The 19237-nt window shown below is 34.4% G+C and carries 18 protein-coding genes, 1 pseudogene and 1 other annotated feature; of the genes and pseudogenes, 16 read left to right on the top strand and 3 right to left on the bottom strand.

Going from position 1 to position 19237, the window contains the following annotated elements:
- Positions 1-78 precede the first annotated feature (78 nt).
- From ACFCYN_RS03475 to obgE, 6 genes are all read left to right on the top strand, one after another.
- A complete protein-coding gene (locus tag ACFCYN_RS03475) occupies positions 79-1533 on the top strand; it encodes an Rne/Rng family ribonuclease (protein WP_375947511.1) in 1455 nt (484 codons plus the stop codon).
- A 61-nt stretch (positions 1534-1594) separates the two neighbouring features.
- Positions 1595-1670 (top strand) — a sequence feature (ribosomal protein L21 leader region).
- A gap of 13 nt (positions 1671-1683) precedes the next feature.
- Positions 1684-1992, top strand: coding sequence for a 50S ribosomal protein L21 (rplU, locus tag ACFCYN_RS03470; RefSeq protein WP_098120236.1), 309 nt, complete (start codon positions 1684-1686; stop codon positions 1990-1992).
- 9 nt (positions 1993-2001) lie between these two features.
- Entirely contained in the window at positions 2002-2337 is a 336-nt protein-coding gene (locus ACFCYN_RS03465) for a ribosomal-processing cysteine protease Prp (protein ID WP_098120235.1), read from the top strand.
- Between the two features lie 16 nt (positions 2338-2353).
- Positions 2354-2644, top strand: a complete 291-nt coding sequence (gene rpmA / locus ACFCYN_RS03460) for a 50S ribosomal protein L27 (RefSeq protein ID WP_025672162.1) — start codon at positions 2354-2356, stop codon at positions 2642-2644.
- A gap of 263 nt (positions 2645-2907) precedes the next feature.
- On the top strand, positions 2908-3450 hold the full coding sequence (locus ACFCYN_RS03455; RefSeq protein ID WP_375947508.1) for a Spo0B C-terminal domain-containing protein: 543 nt from the start codon (positions 2908-2910) through the stop codon (positions 3448-3450).
- Between the two features lie 14 nt (positions 3451-3464).
- Entirely contained in the window at positions 3465-4751 is a 1287-nt protein-coding gene (obgE, locus tag ACFCYN_RS03450) for a GTPase ObgE (RefSeq protein ID WP_098120233.1), read from the top strand.
- Between the two features lie 540 nt (positions 4752-5291).
- On the opposite strand, the gene ACFCYN_RS03445 is transcribed toward obgE, so the two are convergent.
- Positions 5292-5828, bottom strand: a complete 537-nt coding sequence (locus ACFCYN_RS03445) for a transcription repressor NadR (RefSeq protein ID WP_375947505.1) — start codon at positions 5826-5828, stop codon at positions 5292-5294.
- Between the two features lie 15 nt (positions 5829-5843).
- Positions 5844-6974, bottom strand: coding sequence for an IscS subfamily cysteine desulfurase (locus tag ACFCYN_RS03440; protein WP_375947503.1), 1131 nt, complete (start codon positions 6972-6974; stop codon positions 5844-5846).
- Between the two features lie 140 nt (positions 6975-7114).
- Here ACFCYN_RS03440 and nadB point away from each other — a divergent pair, with 140 nt between their 5' ends.
- From nadB to ACFCYN_RS03400, 8 genes are all read left to right on the top strand, one after another.
- Positions 7115-8596: an L-aspartate oxidase gene (gene nadB / locus ACFCYN_RS03435; RefSeq protein ID WP_375947501.1), complete on the top strand. Its 1482-nt coding sequence runs from the start codon at positions 7115-7117 to the stop codon at positions 8594-8596.
- Between the two features lie 12 nt (positions 8597-8608).
- On the top strand, positions 8609-9436 hold the full coding sequence (gene nadC, locus ACFCYN_RS03430) for a carboxylating nicotinate-nucleotide diphosphorylase (protein WP_375947499.1): 828 nt from the start codon (positions 8609-8611) through the stop codon (positions 9434-9436).
- Between the two features lie 25 nt (positions 9437-9461).
- On the top strand, positions 9462-10571 hold the full coding sequence (nadA, locus tag ACFCYN_RS03425) for a quinolinate synthase NadA (protein WP_375947497.1): 1110 nt from the start codon (positions 9462-9464) through the stop codon (positions 10569-10571).
- Between the two features lie 342 nt (positions 10572-10913).
- The gene (locus tag ACFCYN_RS03420; protein WP_375947495.1) at positions 10914-13220 is read left to right on the top strand and encodes a LysM peptidoglycan-binding domain-containing protein; all 2307 of its coding nucleotides are present in this window, start codon (positions 10914-10916) and stop codon (positions 13218-13220) included.
- Positions 13221-13473: 253 nt separating this feature from the next.
- The gene (locus tag ACFCYN_RS03415; protein WP_172447377.1) at positions 13474-14235 is read left to right on the top strand and encodes a YhcN/YlaJ family sporulation lipoprotein; all 762 of its coding nucleotides are present in this window, start codon (positions 13474-13476) and stop codon (positions 14233-14235) included.
- Positions 14236-14400: 165 nt separating this feature from the next.
- The gene (locus tag ACFCYN_RS03410; RefSeq protein ID WP_375947492.1) at positions 14401-14970 is read left to right on the top strand and encodes a TetR/AcrR family transcriptional regulator; all 570 of its coding nucleotides are present in this window, start codon (positions 14401-14403) and stop codon (positions 14968-14970) included.
- 25 nt (positions 14971-14995) lie between these two features.
- Positions 14996-15442 (top strand): GNAT family N-acetyltransferase, encoded by a 447-nt coding sequence (locus ACFCYN_RS03405; RefSeq protein WP_375947491.1) that lies wholly within the window; start codon positions 14996-14998, stop codon positions 15440-15442.
- A 201-nt stretch (positions 15443-15643) separates the two neighbouring features.
- Positions 15644-16132, top strand: a complete 489-nt coding sequence (locus ACFCYN_RS03400) for a hypothetical protein (protein WP_375947489.1) — start codon at positions 15644-15646, stop codon at positions 16130-16132.
- A 318-nt stretch (positions 16133-16450) separates the two neighbouring features.
- Here the strand turns inward: ACFCYN_RS03400 and ACFCYN_RS03395 are convergent, their stop codons facing one another.
- Positions 16451-17392 (bottom strand): aldo/keto reductase, encoded by a 942-nt coding sequence (locus ACFCYN_RS03395; protein ID WP_375947488.1) that lies wholly within the window; start codon positions 17390-17392, stop codon positions 16451-16453.
- 157 nt (positions 17393-17549) lie between these two features.
- Between ACFCYN_RS03395 and ACFCYN_RS03390 the strand changes: the two genes are divergently transcribed.
- Both ACFCYN_RS03390 and ACFCYN_RS03385 read left to right on the top strand, forming a co-directional pair.
- On the top strand, positions 17550-18221 hold the full coding sequence (locus tag ACFCYN_RS03390) for a TetR/AcrR family transcriptional regulator (RefSeq protein ID WP_375947487.1): 672 nt from the start codon (positions 17550-17552) through the stop codon (positions 18219-18221).
- A 135-nt stretch (positions 18222-18356) separates the two neighbouring features.
- Positions 18357-19132 (top strand): annotated as a pseudogene (locus ACFCYN_RS03385) (IS3 family transposase).
- Positions 19133-19237 lie beyond the last annotated feature (105 nt).

Here is a 19237-nt window from a genome sequence, read left to right as displayed (position 1 = left end):
ATTTGGAATATATTAACTAGCTTTTTTCTATTTAAATGAATAAAATGATAGATACTATACATAGTTAGGAAGATGAGTTTGAAGAAAGTTATTATGAATGTTAAACATTCAGAGAAGAGAATTGCTGTAATTGAAGATGACCAGCTAGTAGAATGGTTTTCATCAGCAGATAAAAATACGCATGTAGGAAATATATATGTAGGACAAGTTCAGGAAGTAATGCCAAAATTGAATGCCATTTTTGTAAATATAGGCTTAAATAAAAACGGTTTTTTGCGATTTGAAGATACAATTGAAGGTAAGGAATCTGACATAAAGATCGAATCCGTTATTAGACAAAAATTCCACAAAGGTCAATATATTTTAGTTCAAGTCATTAAGGATGCATTTGATGAGAAGGGTCCAAAGTTAACTAATAATATAGAGATTTCAGGTGATTATGTAGTTTATTTTCCACTTACAAAACAAGTAGCAGTTTCAAATAAGATCAAAAAAGAATCAAAACGAAATAAATTATATTCGTTAGGTAGAGAGTATACAAATGAACATGACGGAGTGATTTTTAGATCATCTTGTGAAAATGTAATTACGGATGAAATAATAAGCGAACTGAAAGCTTTTCAATCATTATATGAGTCACTAAAAAGCCAAGATTATAAAAAAATTTCTTGTGTATGGGAAGCAAATTCGCTATTTACAAAATTTTTTAAACTGCATCCTAAAGATACGATAAGTGAATTGATAATAGATGATCTAGTCTCTTACCAAAATTATTTGCCAGCCGAAATACAAGTTACAAGTTATAGAGGGGTCGAAAATATATTCGAGGCATTCAAAATTGAGGATCAAATCGAAAAATCCTTTAAACAAATAGTCTGGTTAAAGAATGGCTCATTTCTAATAATAGAACAAACAGAAGCAATGACAGTTATTGATGTTAATACTGGTAAGTTTGGTGGGAAAAATGATCGGGAAGATACTGTATACAAAACGAATCAGCTTGCTGCGATTGAAATTGCCCGCCAATTAAGACTTCGCGATATCGGCGGAATGATTATTATTGATTTTATAAATATGAAAACTAATGAGAAACAAAAAAGTATTTTTGATCTACTAAAGGAATCGTTCAAAAGTGATCGAGCATATACGAAGTTATTTGGATTTACTGACCTTGGCTTATTTGAGTTGACTCGAAAGAGAACGGCACATTCACATATTGAAGCAACACATCAGAAATGTCCTGTGTGTAACGGAAGTGGACTTGTGAAAAATACAGTACAGACTGTTTTTGAACTAGAAAGAGCACTTTGGGAACTTTCAGCAAACGATGTAGAGGCAATACTTGTTGAATGTAACGAAGAAGTTGCAAATGCGTTGAATGGAGAGCAAAATAATCATATTCAAAGACTAGAAAAAGCAATGTTTCTAAAGATATTTTTAAAGATTAGTTCTTCAAAAACACCATTTTACGAAATTGTTAGAACAGGTACGACCAATGAACTGAAGCTTTATTTAGAAGCAGCTAATAGTTAAAGAAGTTATTGACATTCGATATTCATCATGGTAACATCATAATGTTATTGTTTGTAGCGCACCCGTGCTACAACCGCTCATTGTGGGTATTAAATTGCTTTATAGCATGCCTACTTTTGGCGAGTCTTAGACTATTGAGGAGGTGCAATTATGTACGCAATTATTGAAACTGGTGGTAAACAAATCAAAGTTGAAGAAGGTCAAGTAATCTACATTGAGAAACTTGATACTAACGCAGGTGAAACTGTAACATTCGACAAAGTTTTATTCGTAGGTGGCGAAAACATCAAAGTTGGTAGCCCAACTGTTGAAGGAGCTACTGTAACTGCAAAAGTTGAAAAGAACGGTAAAGCTAAAAAGATTCTTGTATTCAAATACAAATCTAAAAAGAACTACCGTCGTAAGCAAGGTCATCGTCAACCTTACACTAAAGTTGTTATCGAAAAAATCAACGCTTAATTTTAAGTGATGACTAAAATAACAATTGAACGTTTAAAAGATGGACGTATAGGGTCCTTTAAAATAAGTGGACATGCATTTTTTGCTGATTCTGGTACTGACATTGTCTGTGCGGGTATTTCAGCAGTTTCAATCGGAACGATTAATGCATTGGAAGCAATTTGTCATATAGCTTCTGAATTAAATACGGTTATTGATGAAAAGAGAGCAATCTTGAAGTATCAGTTACCAATTGATTTAAATGATGAAAATATGCAAAAAGCGCAGCTTATCCTTGAAGCGATGATCGTATCTTTACAAACTATCGCTGCAAGTTACGGTGACTTTGTCACTATAAACGAGTAAAACAGGAGGTGTAACCATGTTAAAATTAAATCTTCAGTTATTTGCTTCTAAAAAGGGAGTAGGTTCTACAAAAAACGGTCGTGACTCAATGTCAAAACGTCTTGGCGCTAAACGTGCTGATGGACAATTCGTAACTGGTGGTTCAATTCTTTACCGTCAACGCGGCACTAAGATTTATCCAGGTGTAAACGTTGGTCGTGGTGGAGATGACACATTATTTGCGAAGGTTGATGGCGTAGTTAAATTCGAACGTTTAGGCCGTGACCGCAAACAAGTAAGTGTATACCCTGTAGCTCAAGAAGCTTAAGAAACTAACTTAGAAACTCTAACCTTTTAGGTTAGAGTTTTTCTTTACACAAGAAATTTTAATTTCTTAATTTCTAATAAATTGCTTTTCAACTTCAAAAAGAGTTGATCACAGCAACCTCTCAAACAATATGCTCCGAGACTCGGCATTTTACTGGTTAAACACTAGTTTGGGACGTTCAAAATGATTTACCAAAATGCCGAGTCTATTTAATAATTTTACCTTCATAAATACCAAAAATGTAAACCTATAGGAGAAATACAATGCAGGAGAAATGGGACGTTCTAGAGGTATTAAGACATTCACGTCATGATTGGTTAAATCGAATTCAATTAATAAAAGGATATATGGCCACTGGTCAAGCCGAACAATTAGAAGAAACGATGACGAAAATAGTCGCTGATTCTTTAAATGAAGCAAAAATTTGTTCGTTACAAATTCCAGAGTTTGCAGAATTTATTATTACGTATAACTGGAAGCCTCGTACAATTGTGCTAGATTATGAAATTTTAGGTGAACCATGTTCGCTAAAAAATTTGGATCAAGTGATGACAGAATGGATTCAAATTTTTTTAGAAAAGTTAGAATCTTGGGTACATATTTATGAGGAAAATTTTGTTAGTTTAACAATTGAAATAAATGATAAAACAGTTAGTTTCTTTTTTGACTTCAGAGGTAAACTAACAAAGAAAGAAGATATGTTGAAGTGGATTGTTTCATCATCAAATGACAGCTCGAAAATTAGAATGATGTCATATTTTTGTGAAACAGATGAGTGCAGTATCGAATTTAAAATGGAAAAATAAAGAGTGGTGGATTTATGTTTATTGATCAAGTCAAGATATATGTAAAAGGTGGTGACGGCGGAAATGGTATGGTAGCCTTCCGTCGTGAGAAGTATGTTCCAAAAGGTGGCCCAGCTGGTGGTGACGGTGGTAAAGGTGCTAATGTTGTTTTTAGAGTAGATGAAGGATTAAGAACATTAATGGATTTCCGTTATAAACGTCATTTTAAAGCAGACCGTGGTCAACACGGTATGTCAAAAAGTCAACATGGTAAAGGCGCAGATGACATGATTGTAAAGGTACCACCTGGAACAATCGTAACAGACGCTGATACTGGCGAATTAATAGCCGACCTTACAATGGATGGTCAAACAGCTATTATTGCAAGAGGAGGCCGTGGAGGCCGTGGGAATAGTCGATTTGCTACTCCTGCAAATCCAGCTCCAGAAATTGCTGAAAATGGTGAGCCAGGTAAAGAAAGAAACATTCAACTAGAACTGAAAGTTTTAGCTGATGTTGGATTAGTTGGTTTCCCAAGCGTTGGTAAATCAACATTATTATCTGTTGTAAGTTCGGCTAGACCAAAAATCGCTGAATATCATTTTACGACAATTGTTCCGAACTTAGGTGTAGTAGAAACTGAAGATAGCCGCAGTTTCGTAATGGCTGATTTACCAGGATTAATCGAAGGGGCCCATCAAGGTGTAGGACTTGGACATCAATTCCTACGTCATATCGAAAGAACGCGTGTAATTGTTCATGTTATTGATATGTCAGGTCTCGAAGGTAGAGATCCTTATGAAGATTACTTAACAATCAATCAAGAGCTTAAAGAATACAATCTACGTTTAACTGAACGACCTCAAGTAGTCGTTGCAAATAAAATGGATATTCCAGAATCTGAAGAAAACTTAGCTAAATTTAAAGAACAAGTTGGGGATGAGGTTCAAATTTTCCCAATTTCAGCAGTAACACGCCAAGGATTACGTGACTTATTATTTACTGTAGCAGATTTAGTTGAAACAACTCCAGAATTCCCACTTCATGATGAAGAGGAAGACAAACCATTACGTGTTCTTTATAAATACCAAAAAGAAGCACCATCTTTCGAAATTACTCGTGAAAGTGATGGAACGTTTGTCGTTAAAGGTGAAGAACTTGAGAAGGTATTCAAAATGACTAACTTTGAACGTGAAGAATCGATTCGTCGATTTGCTCGTCAAATGCGTGGTATGGGTATCGATGAAGCATTACGTGAGCGCGGTGCGAAAAATGGAGATATCGTTAAAATTTCTGAATATGAATTCGAGTTTATCGATTAATTATTTCAATATTAAAGAGGGTGTCTTAAAAGATACCTTCTTTTTTTTAGTTACAAATAAGAAACTGCAAATGGAATTTTTAGTAACATAGAAAAGTGAAGTATAGTGGAATAGAAAATCGAGCATGAAATATGAGGAAGTGGACTGCAAATAATTGTGGATTTGGTGCAATTAAATGATGATCAATCGCAAATAAACTGTGAACTGCAAACTAAATTGGAAAATCGCAATTAAAATAGGCATAATCGCAAGTATAATTATTGAATCGCAATTAAAACCACAAAATCTGCCTTGTAATCATAAAAAATCAAAAATATTAACTTTAAATTAAAATGCCAAGCAGAAATACCCCCACCCAAGCTACTATTACAATTAAAAAAGGACGCTCGTAGTCAATGACTCTGATTTACAAGACGCCCTATTTTAAATGAACTAAAATTCCTAAAGTGATCAGAACTCGTCGTGCTAAGTAGCAGCTAGGCAATAAGAAGCAGAATTTCCTAAGAACCTGCTACTTAGTACAACTACGCCTAAATGCCTCTAAGGCATATCTACCAAAAAACCTGCATTTTTCAATTGTAAGATCGCACTTTCTATCTGATTTTCACTCTCTGCCTCAATTGTATGAAGATGCGTTCCGTTTGTTAAGTTAGACAGAGGGACGGACCTAGTCTCTGCCATTTTTTGAAGAAATAAGTTAATATCATAACGATTTGTAATTTGTAATTGGGCTGTGATGTATCCGTAGACAGGATGTTCAACCATTACGTCTTTAACAGTTACGCCGTGATCGACTAAAATTTCTAGTTCTCTTTGGGTATCTTCAGATGTATGGTGACAAATAATCACTTTTGTAATTTTGTGAGTTTCTTTATTAGGATGAATATAAATATATCCTTGAGCAGTTGCTAATATAGGCTCATTTTTCGCTTTTAATAGTGTAATATCACCTACAACTACTTGCCGGCTGACATTCGCTCTTTTAGCTAAAGAATTGCCTGATAAGGGTGCCTCAGATTCCTTTAGCCATTGTAGTACTTTGTTTCTTCTTTCTTCTCCTAAAAGTTTCTTATTCATTTTTAAATTCCTCGATTAAAGATTTTGGTTAATAATTAATTTTAATACAGACGAAAATTGCTTTAAATCTTCTTCTGCTGTGAGTTTTCCGATTGAAATTCTGAAAAATTGTTTAGCCTCATGTTGATTTCTTCCTATAGCAAGCATTGTTTCTGAAGGTTTTTGCATACCTATTGCACAAGCACTTCCAGTTGAAATGGCAAATTGATGTCGATTACATTCTAACATAACAAATTGTCCTTCAAGTCCAATGATCCTCATTCCAATTATATTTGGGATACATTCTTCATCTGAGCCTTCAAATTTTACAAGATGTTGAACGTCTTGCAATTGAGATTTTAATAATTTCTTTAATTGGTGATATCTCGCTTGCTCTTCTGATCGATTGTTTATTAAATGACCGGCTGCAGTGACAAATGAAGCGATCGCCGGTACGTTAACTGTACCTGGACGGATTCCGCTCTCATGAGATGTACCAGGATAAATTGGTTGGCACGTAAGTTTAGGATTTAAATAAAGAGCTCCTACACCTTTTGGGCCATATAATTTATGGCTTGAAATACTTAAACTAGAAATTTCTGAATTTGATACATCAATTTCTAGTTTTCCAAATGATTGTACACAGTCACAATGAAGTAAAATATTTGAGCGTTTAAATAAATTAGCGATTTCGTCTATAGGTTGAATTGCACCTATTTCAGAATTTACATGTTGGAAAATGCCTAAAATAGTATCTTCACGAATTGCGTCTGAAATTTGTTCTAATGAAATATTACCATTATTTGTAACTGGTAAATAAGTTATTTCATATCCTTGTTCTTTCAAAACTTGTAAATAATTACTAATTGAAGAATGCTCTAATGTTGTTGTTAAAATATGTTTTCCGACTTTTTTTGTACTTTTGAGCAGTGTTTGGATTGCAATTAAATTTGATTCAGTTCCGCCACTTGTGAAGTATATTGATGCAGGGCTAGCCTTTATAAATTCCGCTAATTGTTTGCGGCAAGCTTCGAGTAGTAGTGATGCATTTGAGCCAATATCATGCAAGCTTCGCTCATTTCCAAAGTAATTTTTAGAGGCAGTTACAAATGTCTCCAGTGCTTCATCACTCATTGGAGTTGTAGCAGCATAGTCTAAATAAATCAATTTGAAGCCTCCTTTTATTTACATTAAAAAAATATTTCTTGTCATTAGTTTAAATATATGTAAATATAGGTGTCAAGACAGCTTTTTAATCTGTATGATAAAAAGTTAAATTGATGTACTGAAAATGGAGGAGGGCAACTATGCGAAATGCAGATGTTGTCATTATTGGCAGTGGAATAGCTGCTTTAATGGCTGCTGAGGAAATTTGTCAGTCTAAAAATGTGATTCTATTCACAAAGAAGAAAGTTTGGGACAGTAATTCTATGCTCGCACAAGGTGGAATTGCTGCAGTCATGTCAGAAGACGATTCATGGGAAATTCATAAACAAGATACACTCATTGCTGGTTGTAATGTAAATAATATAGAAGCTGTAGAAGAGCTTGTTAAAAATGGAACAATGTCTATGAAAGATCTTGTTTCTATTGGTATGGAATTTGATAAAGATGAGACTGGCCAGTTTCATCTCGGTAGAGAAGGAGCGCATCGTAAAAATAGAATTTTACATGCTGGTGGAGATGCTACAGGAAAGCACCTAGTAGAAACGGTTTATGAGCGGATAAAAGATAAAATAACGATCATTGAAGATGAAATGGCAATTGATTTAATGATTCAAGATGGAAAATGCAAAGGCGTCTTTACTCTTAACGAAGCTGGTGAAATAATTTCTTACGTTGCTAGCACGACTTTACTTGCTACAGGTGGTATTGGGGCAATGTATCAATTTAGTTCTAATAATAAGTCCATAACAGGGGATGGAATTGCGATGGCTTATCGAGCTGGATGCGAGATGGCAGATCTTGAATTTATTCAATTCCACCCTACGATGCTTTATATTCACGGGGCATGTAAAGGACTTGTGTCAGAAGCTGTTAGAGGAGAAGGAGCTTACTTAGTCACTAAATCTGGCCGTCGCATTATGAAAGGATTACATCCTTTTGAAGATTTAGCACCTAGAGATGTTGTTAGTAGGGCGATATTTAACGAAATGCAAAATGGAGAAGAAATTTATTTATCAATCGAAATGATTAATGGATTTGAAAAACGTTTCCCGACAATTACATCAAATCTTATTAATAATGGAATTGATTTGAGAAAAGGTTTAATTCCCGTTGTTCCAGGTGCACATTTCCATATGGGTGGAGTAAAGACATCTACAAACGGAGAAACAACAATTCCTGGATTGTATGCGGTGGGTGAAGTGGCTTGTACAGGTGTACACGGTGCAAATCGACTTGCTAGTAACTCCTTATTAGAAGGGATTGTGTTTGGGAAAAAAGTTGCTAAGTTTATTGCTAACCTTCCTACTACTTTTACTAATGCGAATGAACAAAAATACATGATTCCACGACATAGATCCTTACCAACAAAGGACGAAATTAAAGAAAAAATGATGAAATACATCGGTATAGTAAGAAATGAAGTAGATTTAGAGAAGGCAATCTCGTACTTTTCTTATTACTTAGAATCTGAAACATTAGATTCTCGACCAATGAGCAAAGATGAGTTAGAAAGATACAATATGTTAACTACTGGAAAATTAATTGCAGAAGCGGCTTTGGGGAGAAAAGAAAGCATCGGCTCACATTTTATAGAATATATAGATCAACCAGCTACTATTTGAGGAGAGAATATAATGAATACATTAAAAGCTAAAAAAATGATTGAGCAATTTTTATTAGAAGATATCGGAGAAGGCGATTTATCTTCCATTCATATTTTTCCTATGCATGAACGAACAACTGGGAAAGTTCTTGCAAAAGCAGATGGGGTAATTGCTGGAACAGAATTAATCGAGATCACTTATAAACTACTTCATGATAATGTTTCAGTTAATCTACATGTACAAGATGGTGAGTTAGTTAAAGCAGGCCAACTGCTTGCTGAAGTAGAAGGACCAGTTCAAGTTTTATTATCTGGGGAACGAGTTATGCTAAATCTTTTACAAAGAATGAGTGGAATTGCAACACTTACTTCCCAAGCTGTAGAAACACTCAACGATGAAAAAATAAAATTAGTAGATACAAGAAAAACGATGCCTGGTTTACGTTTATTTGATAAATATGCAGTTACTTGTGGTGGAGGAGCAAATCACCGATTCGGTCTTTACGATGCTGTAATGCTAAAAGATAATCATATTGCGTATGCAGGTTCTATAAAAAATGCAGTTGACGCATTGCGAAATAAATTAGGTCACATGGTCAAAATTGAAGTTGAGACTGAAAATAAAGATCAAGTACTTCAAGCAATTGAAGCTGGCGCGGATGTAATTATGTTTGATAATCGAACTCCTGATGAAATTAAAGAATTTGTTAAGCTTGTACCAGAGTCAATTGTAACAGAAGCATCAGGTGGAATAACGTTAGAAAATTTAGCTAGTTTTCAAAATTGTGGTGTAAATGTTATTTCTTTAGGTTGTTTAACACATTCAGCAAAAGCATTAGATATAAGCTTCTATTTATAATAGAAAAGGGATTGGAGTGGGGATAATGAACGTTTTAGATATGATTCAAAAAAATGAGGGATATCAAATTCCTGATGAGTACTATAAATTATCAACAGAGGAAATGGAAAAAAGAGTAAGAGCAATTAAAGAGAGATTAGGTGAAGAACTTTTCATTCCTGGTCATCATTATCAAAAAGAAGAAGTTGTCGTTTTTTCAGATTCAACTGGTGACTCTCTTCAATTAGCACAAGTGGCAGCTAATAATAAAAAAGCAAAATATATTGTTTTCTGTGGTGTTCATTTTATGGCAGAGACAGCAGATATTTTAACTGAAGAAGAACAAGTTGTTATCTTACCGGATATGAGAGCGGGCTGTTCAATGGCAGATATGGCCGATCATCATCAAACTGATCGTGCATGGGTAGAATTACAAAAGCTGTTCGGAGACACAATTTTACCGCTAACATATGTTAATTCAACTGCTGCAATTAAAGCGTTTGTTGGCCGAAATGATGGTGCAACTGTAACATCTTCTAATGCTAAAAAGGTTGTTTCTTGGGCATTTACTCAAAAAGAGCGTATATTATTTTTACCTGATCAACATTTAGGCCGAAATACTGCGTTTGAATTAGGCATACCATTAGAGCATATGGCGATTTGGAATCCGATAAATGACACTTTAGAATATGAGGGTGATATTAATAACATCAAAGTTATCTTATGGAAAGGTCACTGCTCGGTTCATGAGAACTTTACCGTTAAAAATATTGAGAATGTGCGAAAGAATCATCCTGATATGAGAATTATTGTGCATCCTGAGTGCTCTAGAGAAGTAGTAGCAGCAAGTGATGATAATGGATCAACAAAATATATTATTGACCAAATTGAGGCAGCTCCTGCTGGAAGTAAATGGGCGATTGGAACTGAAATGAATTTAGTACAAAGAATAATAAAAAATCATCCAGATAAAGAAATTATTTCTTTAAATCCATTTATGTGTCCTTGCTTAACGATGAATCGAATTGACTTACCACATTTATTATGGTCATTAGAAAATATCGAAAAAGGTACGATTCAAAATATTATTAAAGTAGATAAACAAACTGCTAAAGATGCAATTAAAGCATTAGATAAAATGCTTGAGCTTGCTTAAATAATAATTAGTTTCAATCAAGTAAAGATCATTTAGTTCATTTGAGCTAAATGATCTTTTTTTGCAAATTAAAAAAGTTAAATAAATAGCGGTAAAGAAAAATCGACGTTTTACCAATTGTATGCTTAAGTATTTGGGCAACTAAACCGCTATCTTCGCCTAAAGGCTCGCCAATTGGCGATTTTTCTTTATAAAAAAAGCAAGAAAAAAGTAAATATTTATACGAGCATACTCATGCAATTTACATTTCCTCCTATCATAAATATAAATATTCAGACATACATTGTTGTGAGGTACTAATGTACAATCCAACGTAGAGGCAATTGGTCAGGAGGGGAAAAGGTGAGAATTCACATAGTTCTAAAGGGCGATACCCTTAAGAGCATTGCTCAAAAATATAATATTGACTATGAAGAGTTAGTTAAATTAAATGCCCAACTAAGTAATCCAGATATGATCTATCCTGGCATGAAAATAAAAGTGCCAGAAAGGAGCGAAAAACCAGCTCCTTTAGGTTCTCAAAAGGAGGTAAAGCTTTCTAAAGAACCTAAACAAAGTGTTAATTTGGAGGTAGAAGCAGAACAAACTCAAAATGTAACTCAGCCTGCTGTTGTGCAACCTACAGTTGAACAACCAAAACCTGCTGTCCAACCGAATGCTAAGCCAGCTGAAAATAATTATAATATTAATGTAGAGGTATCAAAGGCAGTAAAACCTGTCATTCAGGTACCGATTCCACCTGCAAAACCGACTGTATCACCTGTGACAAATAATGCGAATCAACAAGTATCTCCTGTTCAAACTGGGAAATCAAATGCGAACATACCGCAAGTTGTTTCGCCAGTGGCAGTTAAAAATCCTATAAATGTAAATAAATCAAATGTGAATACCAAGGGAGGACAAAGCATGTCAGAGAAAAAGAACTACTTCCCAGGATCATTGGTTTCTCCAACAACACCAAATCCGAATTCGCAAGTATCGCCTGTGGAAACAGGAAAACCAAATCAACAAGTGTCACCAGTAGCAACAGGAAAACCAAATCAACAAGTATCGCCTGTAACAATTGGGAAGCCGAATCAACAAGTATCACCAGTAGCAACAGGAAAACCTAATGTTCAAGTATCACCAGTAGCAACAGGAAAGCCTAACCAACAAGTATCACCAATAGCGACTGGAAAACCGAATATGCAAGTATCACCAGCAGCAACAGGAAAACCGAATATGCAAGTATCACCAGCGGCAACAGGAAAGCCAAATGTTCAAGTATCGCCAGTGGCAACAGGAAAACCAAATATGCAAGTATCGCCAGTGGCAACAGGAAAACCAAATATGCAAGTATCACCAGTAGCAACAGGAAAGCCGAATGCGCAAGTTTCACCGGTAGCTACGAATAAAGCTCAAACATTGCCAGCATATATGGGACCAAATGCACCGCAAACATTGCCAGCATATATGGGACCAAATGCACCACAAACATTACCAGCGTATATGGGACCAAATGCACCACAAACATTGCCAGCATATATGGGACCAAATGCGGCACAAACATTACCGGCATATATGGGACCAAATCCAAATGCGGCACAAACATTACCGGCGTATATGGGACCAAATCCAAACGCAGCACAAACATTACCAGCGTATATGGGACCAAATGCACCACAAACATTACCGGCATATATGGGACCGAACGAAAATTTCCCACAAACAATGCCAGCATATATGGGACCAAATGAAAATTTCCCGCAAACACTACCAGCATACATGGGACCAAATGCGCCGCAAACATTACCAGCGTACATGGGACCAAATGCACCGCAAACATTACCAGCATACATGGGGCCAAATTCAAACTATCCATATTATCCAGGTAGAGGAGAAGGAGGAGCATTACCAACATTGCCGAGCTTTGGTTCTATGCCGATGTTGACAGGAGTGACTGGAGAAGCTCCTGGCGCAACAGGTGGGGTACCAGTTCCACCAACAGCTACGCCAATGCCATTACCAGCACCAGTTCCTACACCACTACCAGCGCCAATGCCAATGCCTGCACCGTTCCCAGTAAATAATGCGCAAACATTACCAGCATACATGGGGCCGAATCCGAATTTCCCACAAACAATGCCAGCATATATGGGACCGAATGAAAACTTCCCAGCAACAATGCCAGCATACATGGGACCGAATGAAAACTTCCCAGCAACAATGCCAGCATATATGGGACCAAACGCAAACTTCCCAGCAACAATGCCAGCGTATATGGGACCAAATGAAAACTTCCCAGCAACAATGCCAGCATATATGGGACCAAACGCAAACTTCCCAGCAACAATGCCAGCGTATATGGGACCAAACGCAAACTTCCCAGCAACAATGCCAGCATATATGGGACCAAACGCAAACTTCCCAGCAACAATGCCAGCATATATGGGACCAAACTCGAACTTCCCAGCAACACTACCAGCTATGGACTATCCAAAATTCCAAGGTAATGGGCCAGTTGTTTCACCGTATGCTACTGGACCAAATACACCTATGTATCGTGATTCATCAGAGCCTTATTTTGATCCAAATTCGCAATTATTTACTCCTTATGCTCATAATCAGTCTTCATACGGAGTTCCATATTTTGAGGAAGATGAAAATTAAAAAAGTTACCTTGAAAAGACGATTTATTTTTAATCGTCTTTTTTTACATATTAAGAAGAATCATGGTAGTAGGATATGCCTCTTTTTTTATTTTCCCAATAATTCAGTAGCTAAATACAATGAAGCAGTTTTTTACTTATTATGAGTTTCATCCCATCAATTAACAATTTAAAAACTCCCTAAAAAGGTCATCCTAACTTTGTAATACAATTTTAGTATTACAATTAGCTGTAATTAAAGGGAGGGTTTTATATTGAATAAAAAGGGTCTTATCGTTGCTACAGGTACCGTGTTAACAGCTTTATCATTAGCTGCTTGTGGAACAAACAATAATGCCATGAATGACCACAAAAGAAACGTTGGTTATGAAAAAGTTGATTTCAATAGACCGACTAACCCTTATGCGGTTAATTATCGTTATGAAAACGTTAACTATCCAAATAACAAAGATTATTTCAATAAGAAAAACGTTCACTATGGAAATGATCGAATAAATGAAGGCTTAAGTAGTGAATATTCGAATGATGGTTTAATCCATAATGGAACTTATGGAAGAAATGTCAATTATACGAATAGAAACTACAATATGGATCAAGTACGTTATAATAACGATTTAAATACAGCTCCTGTTGTACCTTATACAAATATTAGTACAAACGCTAATATGACAACTGGTGAGCGAAAGTTTGCAGACCAGATTTCTAAACGAGTAGAACAAATGTCAAATGTAGCCGACGCAAACACGGTTGCTGTTGGTGACCAGGTACTTGTCGCAGTAGATTTAGTAAATGAAAATGTTGATGAGAGCGCAACTCGCTCAAAAATTAAAGACGCATTATCACCATATACAAGTGGTAAAAAAGTCTATATAACTTTCGATGGGACAATTAGAAACAATTTAAATAACGTCCCGAATGCTACAAAGAATGTATTATACGATACAAAAGAAAATGTTAAACATATGTATCGTAATGTAAAAAATGATGTAAAAGATGCGACAAAACCTAACCGTTAATCTACTTACTAAAAGGAAGAAGCTTTTGCTTCTTCTTTTTAGTTCTATTTTGAATTGTTTAACAACTCGATTGATATAGAATAAACATTATGATAAAGTGATTTTTATATTGACCAAAAAACCGTATTGGCCATTGGTTTAAAATAGAATTTGAGGTGAGTTTTTTTGAAAAAGCAAAATATTTTAGAAGCTGCCACAAAGTCATTTACCATATTTGGGTATAAAGCAACGACAATGAGTCAGATTGCAAAACAAGCAAATGTAGGAAAAGGAACGATCTATACTTTTTTCAAAAATAAAGAAGAATTGTTTGATGAAATCATCAATAACTTGATTAATGAAATGAAATTTTTAGCTGAACAATCAATTCGTGATGAAGATTCATTCATTGAAAAGGCTCATAAAGGAATTGAAGTTTTCATTGCATTTCATAATGAACATGAATTAACAATAAAATTACTTCAAGAACAAAAAGAATTTGGAACAATTGCTGTGTATGACGCTTTAAAACGCTTGAATAATTCAATTATATTATACATACAAAAGAAAATTGAAGAAGCAATCACCAAGAAAGAAATCGTTGAATGTGATCCTGAAATAACTGCTATGGTAATGTTTCGACTTTATACAACATTAAAAATTGATTGGGAGAAGGAACATGATGCACTTACTCCTAAAAAAATCACTGAACTATTTAATTTTTATATTTTAAATGGTTTGTCAAAAGGGCTGTAATAGAACTCATTTGGGGAGAAATTTTTTGATCACTAAATTAAATAATAAACACAGTAAGATAGCAAATTTAATTTTAAAGGTACAACTACCGGCATATAAAGTAGAGGCAAAGTTAATTAATTTTGAAGGAATCCCTCAATTAAAAGATAATGCACTGAGCATTATAGACTCAAACGAGATCTTTATTGGTTATATGGATCAGAATGAATTAATGGGATTCTTAGCTTATTCAGAAAACGAGGATGAATATCAAATATGCAGATTGGTCGTACATCCTAATTACTTTAAGCAAGGTATTGCTAAAAAATTAGTAGGTAATTTTTTAAATAATATTGCCAAAACAAAAAAAGTAATCGTTTCAACGGGATCAGAGAATTATCCAGCAATTAACTTATATAAAAATTTTGGCTTTAAATATAAAAACAAAATTGAAGTTGCCCCAGATTTCTTTATCACTCTTTTTGAAATTTGAGTAGCTATTTAATTTTCATATATTTTTAACTATCCTAAAGAATCTTTAGGTTTTTTTTATTAGGTCTGTTAGATATATTGTTGATTTTCTTATGCAGCCAATTGGCAATTTAATTGCATAAGGACTGTAAATTTAAAGTTACCTTTGCTACTCTAATTTAAAAGAGGATTTAAGTAATAGTAATTATTGGGGGATGATTATGTGTCAAAGATATCTAAGTTAAGTATAGAAAAAAAAATACACGAGGGTTATCCTGGTAAAATAGTTTTTGCTAATTTTTTAATTGATGGAATACCATTAATTAATTTCAAGGAATTTAAAGATAAGGAATATGTTTCTTGCTTAGGATGGGGTCCAAAAGAGTTTCAACAAAAACAAATAGATAGATTATTATTAAAAGTAAAATCAGATTTTGATAAGAATAATCGAAATTCAATATATATTTGTCCTTGTTCTGACTTAGGCTGTGGTGCTGTTTCGTTAAAAATTAAACGGAGTTCGAAAGATGACAATATAATTATTTGGTATAAATTAGGTTATGAAAATACTCTTGAAGATTGGAGTAGTAAATTAGAAAATTATTACGGAATAGGACCTTTTTATTTTGATTGGGACCAGTATAAAGAAACTATTGAAAGTTCATTGCTTTTTGGAAAGCCAGATTATTGGCATTCTGATAAGTGGAGATAACTTTTTCCTTATGCAACTAAAGCAGTGCGTTAGTTGCATAATCTTTAAAAATAAAAAAAGAGAGAACTCTAGGAAAAGAGTTTCTCTTAGGTGGCATTTGGCGAAAAAGATAACTTAGTACAATATATTAAATTAAAAAACCAATGTATATTTTTTTCGCCTAATACGAAAATATATAGAACCATCGTATGCTTTAGTTCAATATCGTTGAATAAGGATTTATCACAATACCCCTATATACAATGAACGCCTCGTATATACAAAGATACGAGGCGTTATTATTATTAAAAATATTGTTTTAGCTTGATCAGATCAAAGTCAGTAACGTCCACCTTGAACCGAGTTCTCAGGGCTAACTTCTTCAAGGTGGTTTAAATCCTCTTCAGTAAGCTCTATATTAAGTGCCTCAACATTTTCTTCCAGATATTTTACTCGTTTAGTACCTGGAATTGGCAACGCACCTTTTGTAATTGTCCAAGCGATTGCTAGTTGGGAAACTGTTACGTTCTTTTCGCTTGCAACCTCACTAAGTTTATCAACGATATCAACGTTTTTTTGGAAGTTTTCTCCCTGGAATCGAGGTAAATTTCTGCGGATATCATTAGGTTCAAGATCCTCAAATTTTCTTAATTCTCCTGAAATAAAACCTCTGCTTAAAGGACTGTATGCAACGTGAGTTATCCCAAGTTCTCTAACAGTTGGAAGTATCTCATCTTCAATATCACGGCTCCAAAGCGAGTATTCCGTTTGTAATGCAGCAATTGGATGAACTGCATTTGCACGACGAATGATGTCTGCTCCTGCTTCTGAAAGACCAAGATAACGAACTTTCCCTGCCTTGACTAAATCAGCCATTGCGCCAACTGTTTCTTCAATTGGTACATTCGGATCAACTCGGTGTTGATAATACAAGTCAATATAGTCAAGACCCAAACGTCGAAGGCTCTCATCAATTGCTTTTTTTACGTAATCTGGATGTCCACCAATGAACTCCCAATTAGGTCCGAACGTAAATTTGGTTGCGACAATTGCCTTATCACGTCGACCTACTAATGCTTTACCAAGCAATTCTTCATTATGTCCATTTCCATAAGTGTCGGCACTGTCAAATAAAGTGACACCAAGATCCATCGCACGATGAATCGTTTTAATTGACTCATCGTCATTTATCGTACCGTAAATTCCTGGAGACATTCCCATTAGACCAAGTCCAATCGATGAAACCTCTAAATCACTATTTCCTAATTTTCTAGTTTTCATTTTTGTATCCTCTCTTTCAAATGAGATTAACTTCTATGTAAGAGTATCACACCCTATTTACAAAGTATACAAAAAATATGTTTTTTGTCTATTTTATCTTTATCGTATTACTTGTATATGATTTTTGATATAATACTCACAACGAGGTGGAAACAAGGTGACCGATGAAAATAAAGTAACTGATAAATTCAAACAAAAACAAGGAGACATTATCTTAAAGCTGATGCCTACTATTCGAACTAATGGGTTTCAGACATTAAAAATGGATGAAATTGCGAAAATCGTTGGGATTAGCAGAGCAACATTGTATAAATATTTTCCTACAAAGGAAGATTTATTCCATAGAGTTTCTGACGGTTTCGTGCAGTACATTAAAGATATGACAACAGTTATGCCGAAAGAGGACAATTTATTTGCCTCAAAATTTCAAGAAATTTTTGAGCAGTCTGTTTCACTTGCACTTTTTATCACTGATGATTTTCTAAAAGAACTTCAGAACACATATCCCTTAATGTACGATAAACTATGGGAGATGGTACAATTCCGTGAAAAACAATTACTTAGTTTTTATAACGAAGGAATGGCAAAGGGTGTCTTTAATCAAATCAATGGTAGACTTTTGATATTACAGGATCAGATGTTGTTTTCAATACTTGATCTTAAATATTTAATGAAAAACCAATTAACGATTGAACAAGTTCTTTTCGATTTTTATGAACTAAGGAAATTACAACTGTTTAATTCGGAAAGACTTTCAACCGTAGATGATTCCCTTATAATGCCTAGAATCGAATATTTATCCCAAAAAATATCAAAGGTTTTATACTAATAAAATGAAAATATCATCAAAAAAGTCAGATTCTAAGTTAAAAAGTACCCTATAGAGTAGACACTTGAAAAAGGTCACTTCTATGGGGTACTTTTTATATAATGAAGAAAAATAGAAAATCGGGGAAAATATCATATGTCAAAAAAGCTCTTTTCTAATAAGGAAATAAATATATTAAGTAAAACTCCAAACGTTAAAGCTGTAAGTTCAAAAAGTATTACATACTCAGATGAGTTTAAAAGGATTTTTGTAACTGAAAATAAAAATGGAAAATTGCCGAGACAGATCTTTGAGGAAAATGGATTTGACGTTGAAATCAGTGGTATTACTAGAATTAATAGGGCTGCCAATAGATGGCGTACATCTTATAATGATTCGGGAGTTCTTGGACTTCGTGATTCACGTAAAGACAACTCTGAGAGACCAACTAATAAAGAGCTCACTTTAGAAGAAAAAAACGCTAAATTAGAAGCTCAAATCCAACTGTTAAAAGCTGAAAATGAATTACTAAAAAAGCTAGACATGCTGGAAAGGGGGATGAAGGTAATAGAGTAAAAGTACCTGCTGAACAAAAATTTCTTTTAATTCGCTCAGTGATCGAAAAATTTAAGTTTAAAAATATGATAAATCAAGGCTTACATTATACCAGCCCTACTTTTCAGAAAAAAGTTAAAAAATTAGGGTTAAAACAATCAATGTCTAGGAGAGGAAATCGTTGGGATAACACTCTTCAAGAGTCTTTTTTTGGTCATTTCAAAGATGAGGTAAATATAAAACGGTGTAATACTTTAGAAGAACTAAAGAAGGAAATAAGAAGTTATATGACCTACTATAACAATTGTAGATATCAATGGAATTTAAAGAAGATGAGCCCTGTAGAATACAGAAATCATCTTCTTTGTGTGGCATAACCTTTTTTATCGTCCTTTATAAAGGGTACATTTTAAAAACTGGATGAGCTTATAATGCGAACACATGCTCTGGTTTAACAATCTTTTTTGAATTAAAAGGATTTT

The sequence above is a fragment of the Gottfriedia sp. NPDC056225 genome, assembly GCF_042267765.1.
In the GTDB taxonomy this organism is placed as follows: domain Bacteria; phylum Bacillota; class Bacilli; order Bacillales; family Bacillaceae_G; genus Gottfriedia.
The sequence above is the reverse complement of the archived record's forward strand: the minus strand, read 5'-3'. Positions and strand labels throughout refer to the sequence as shown.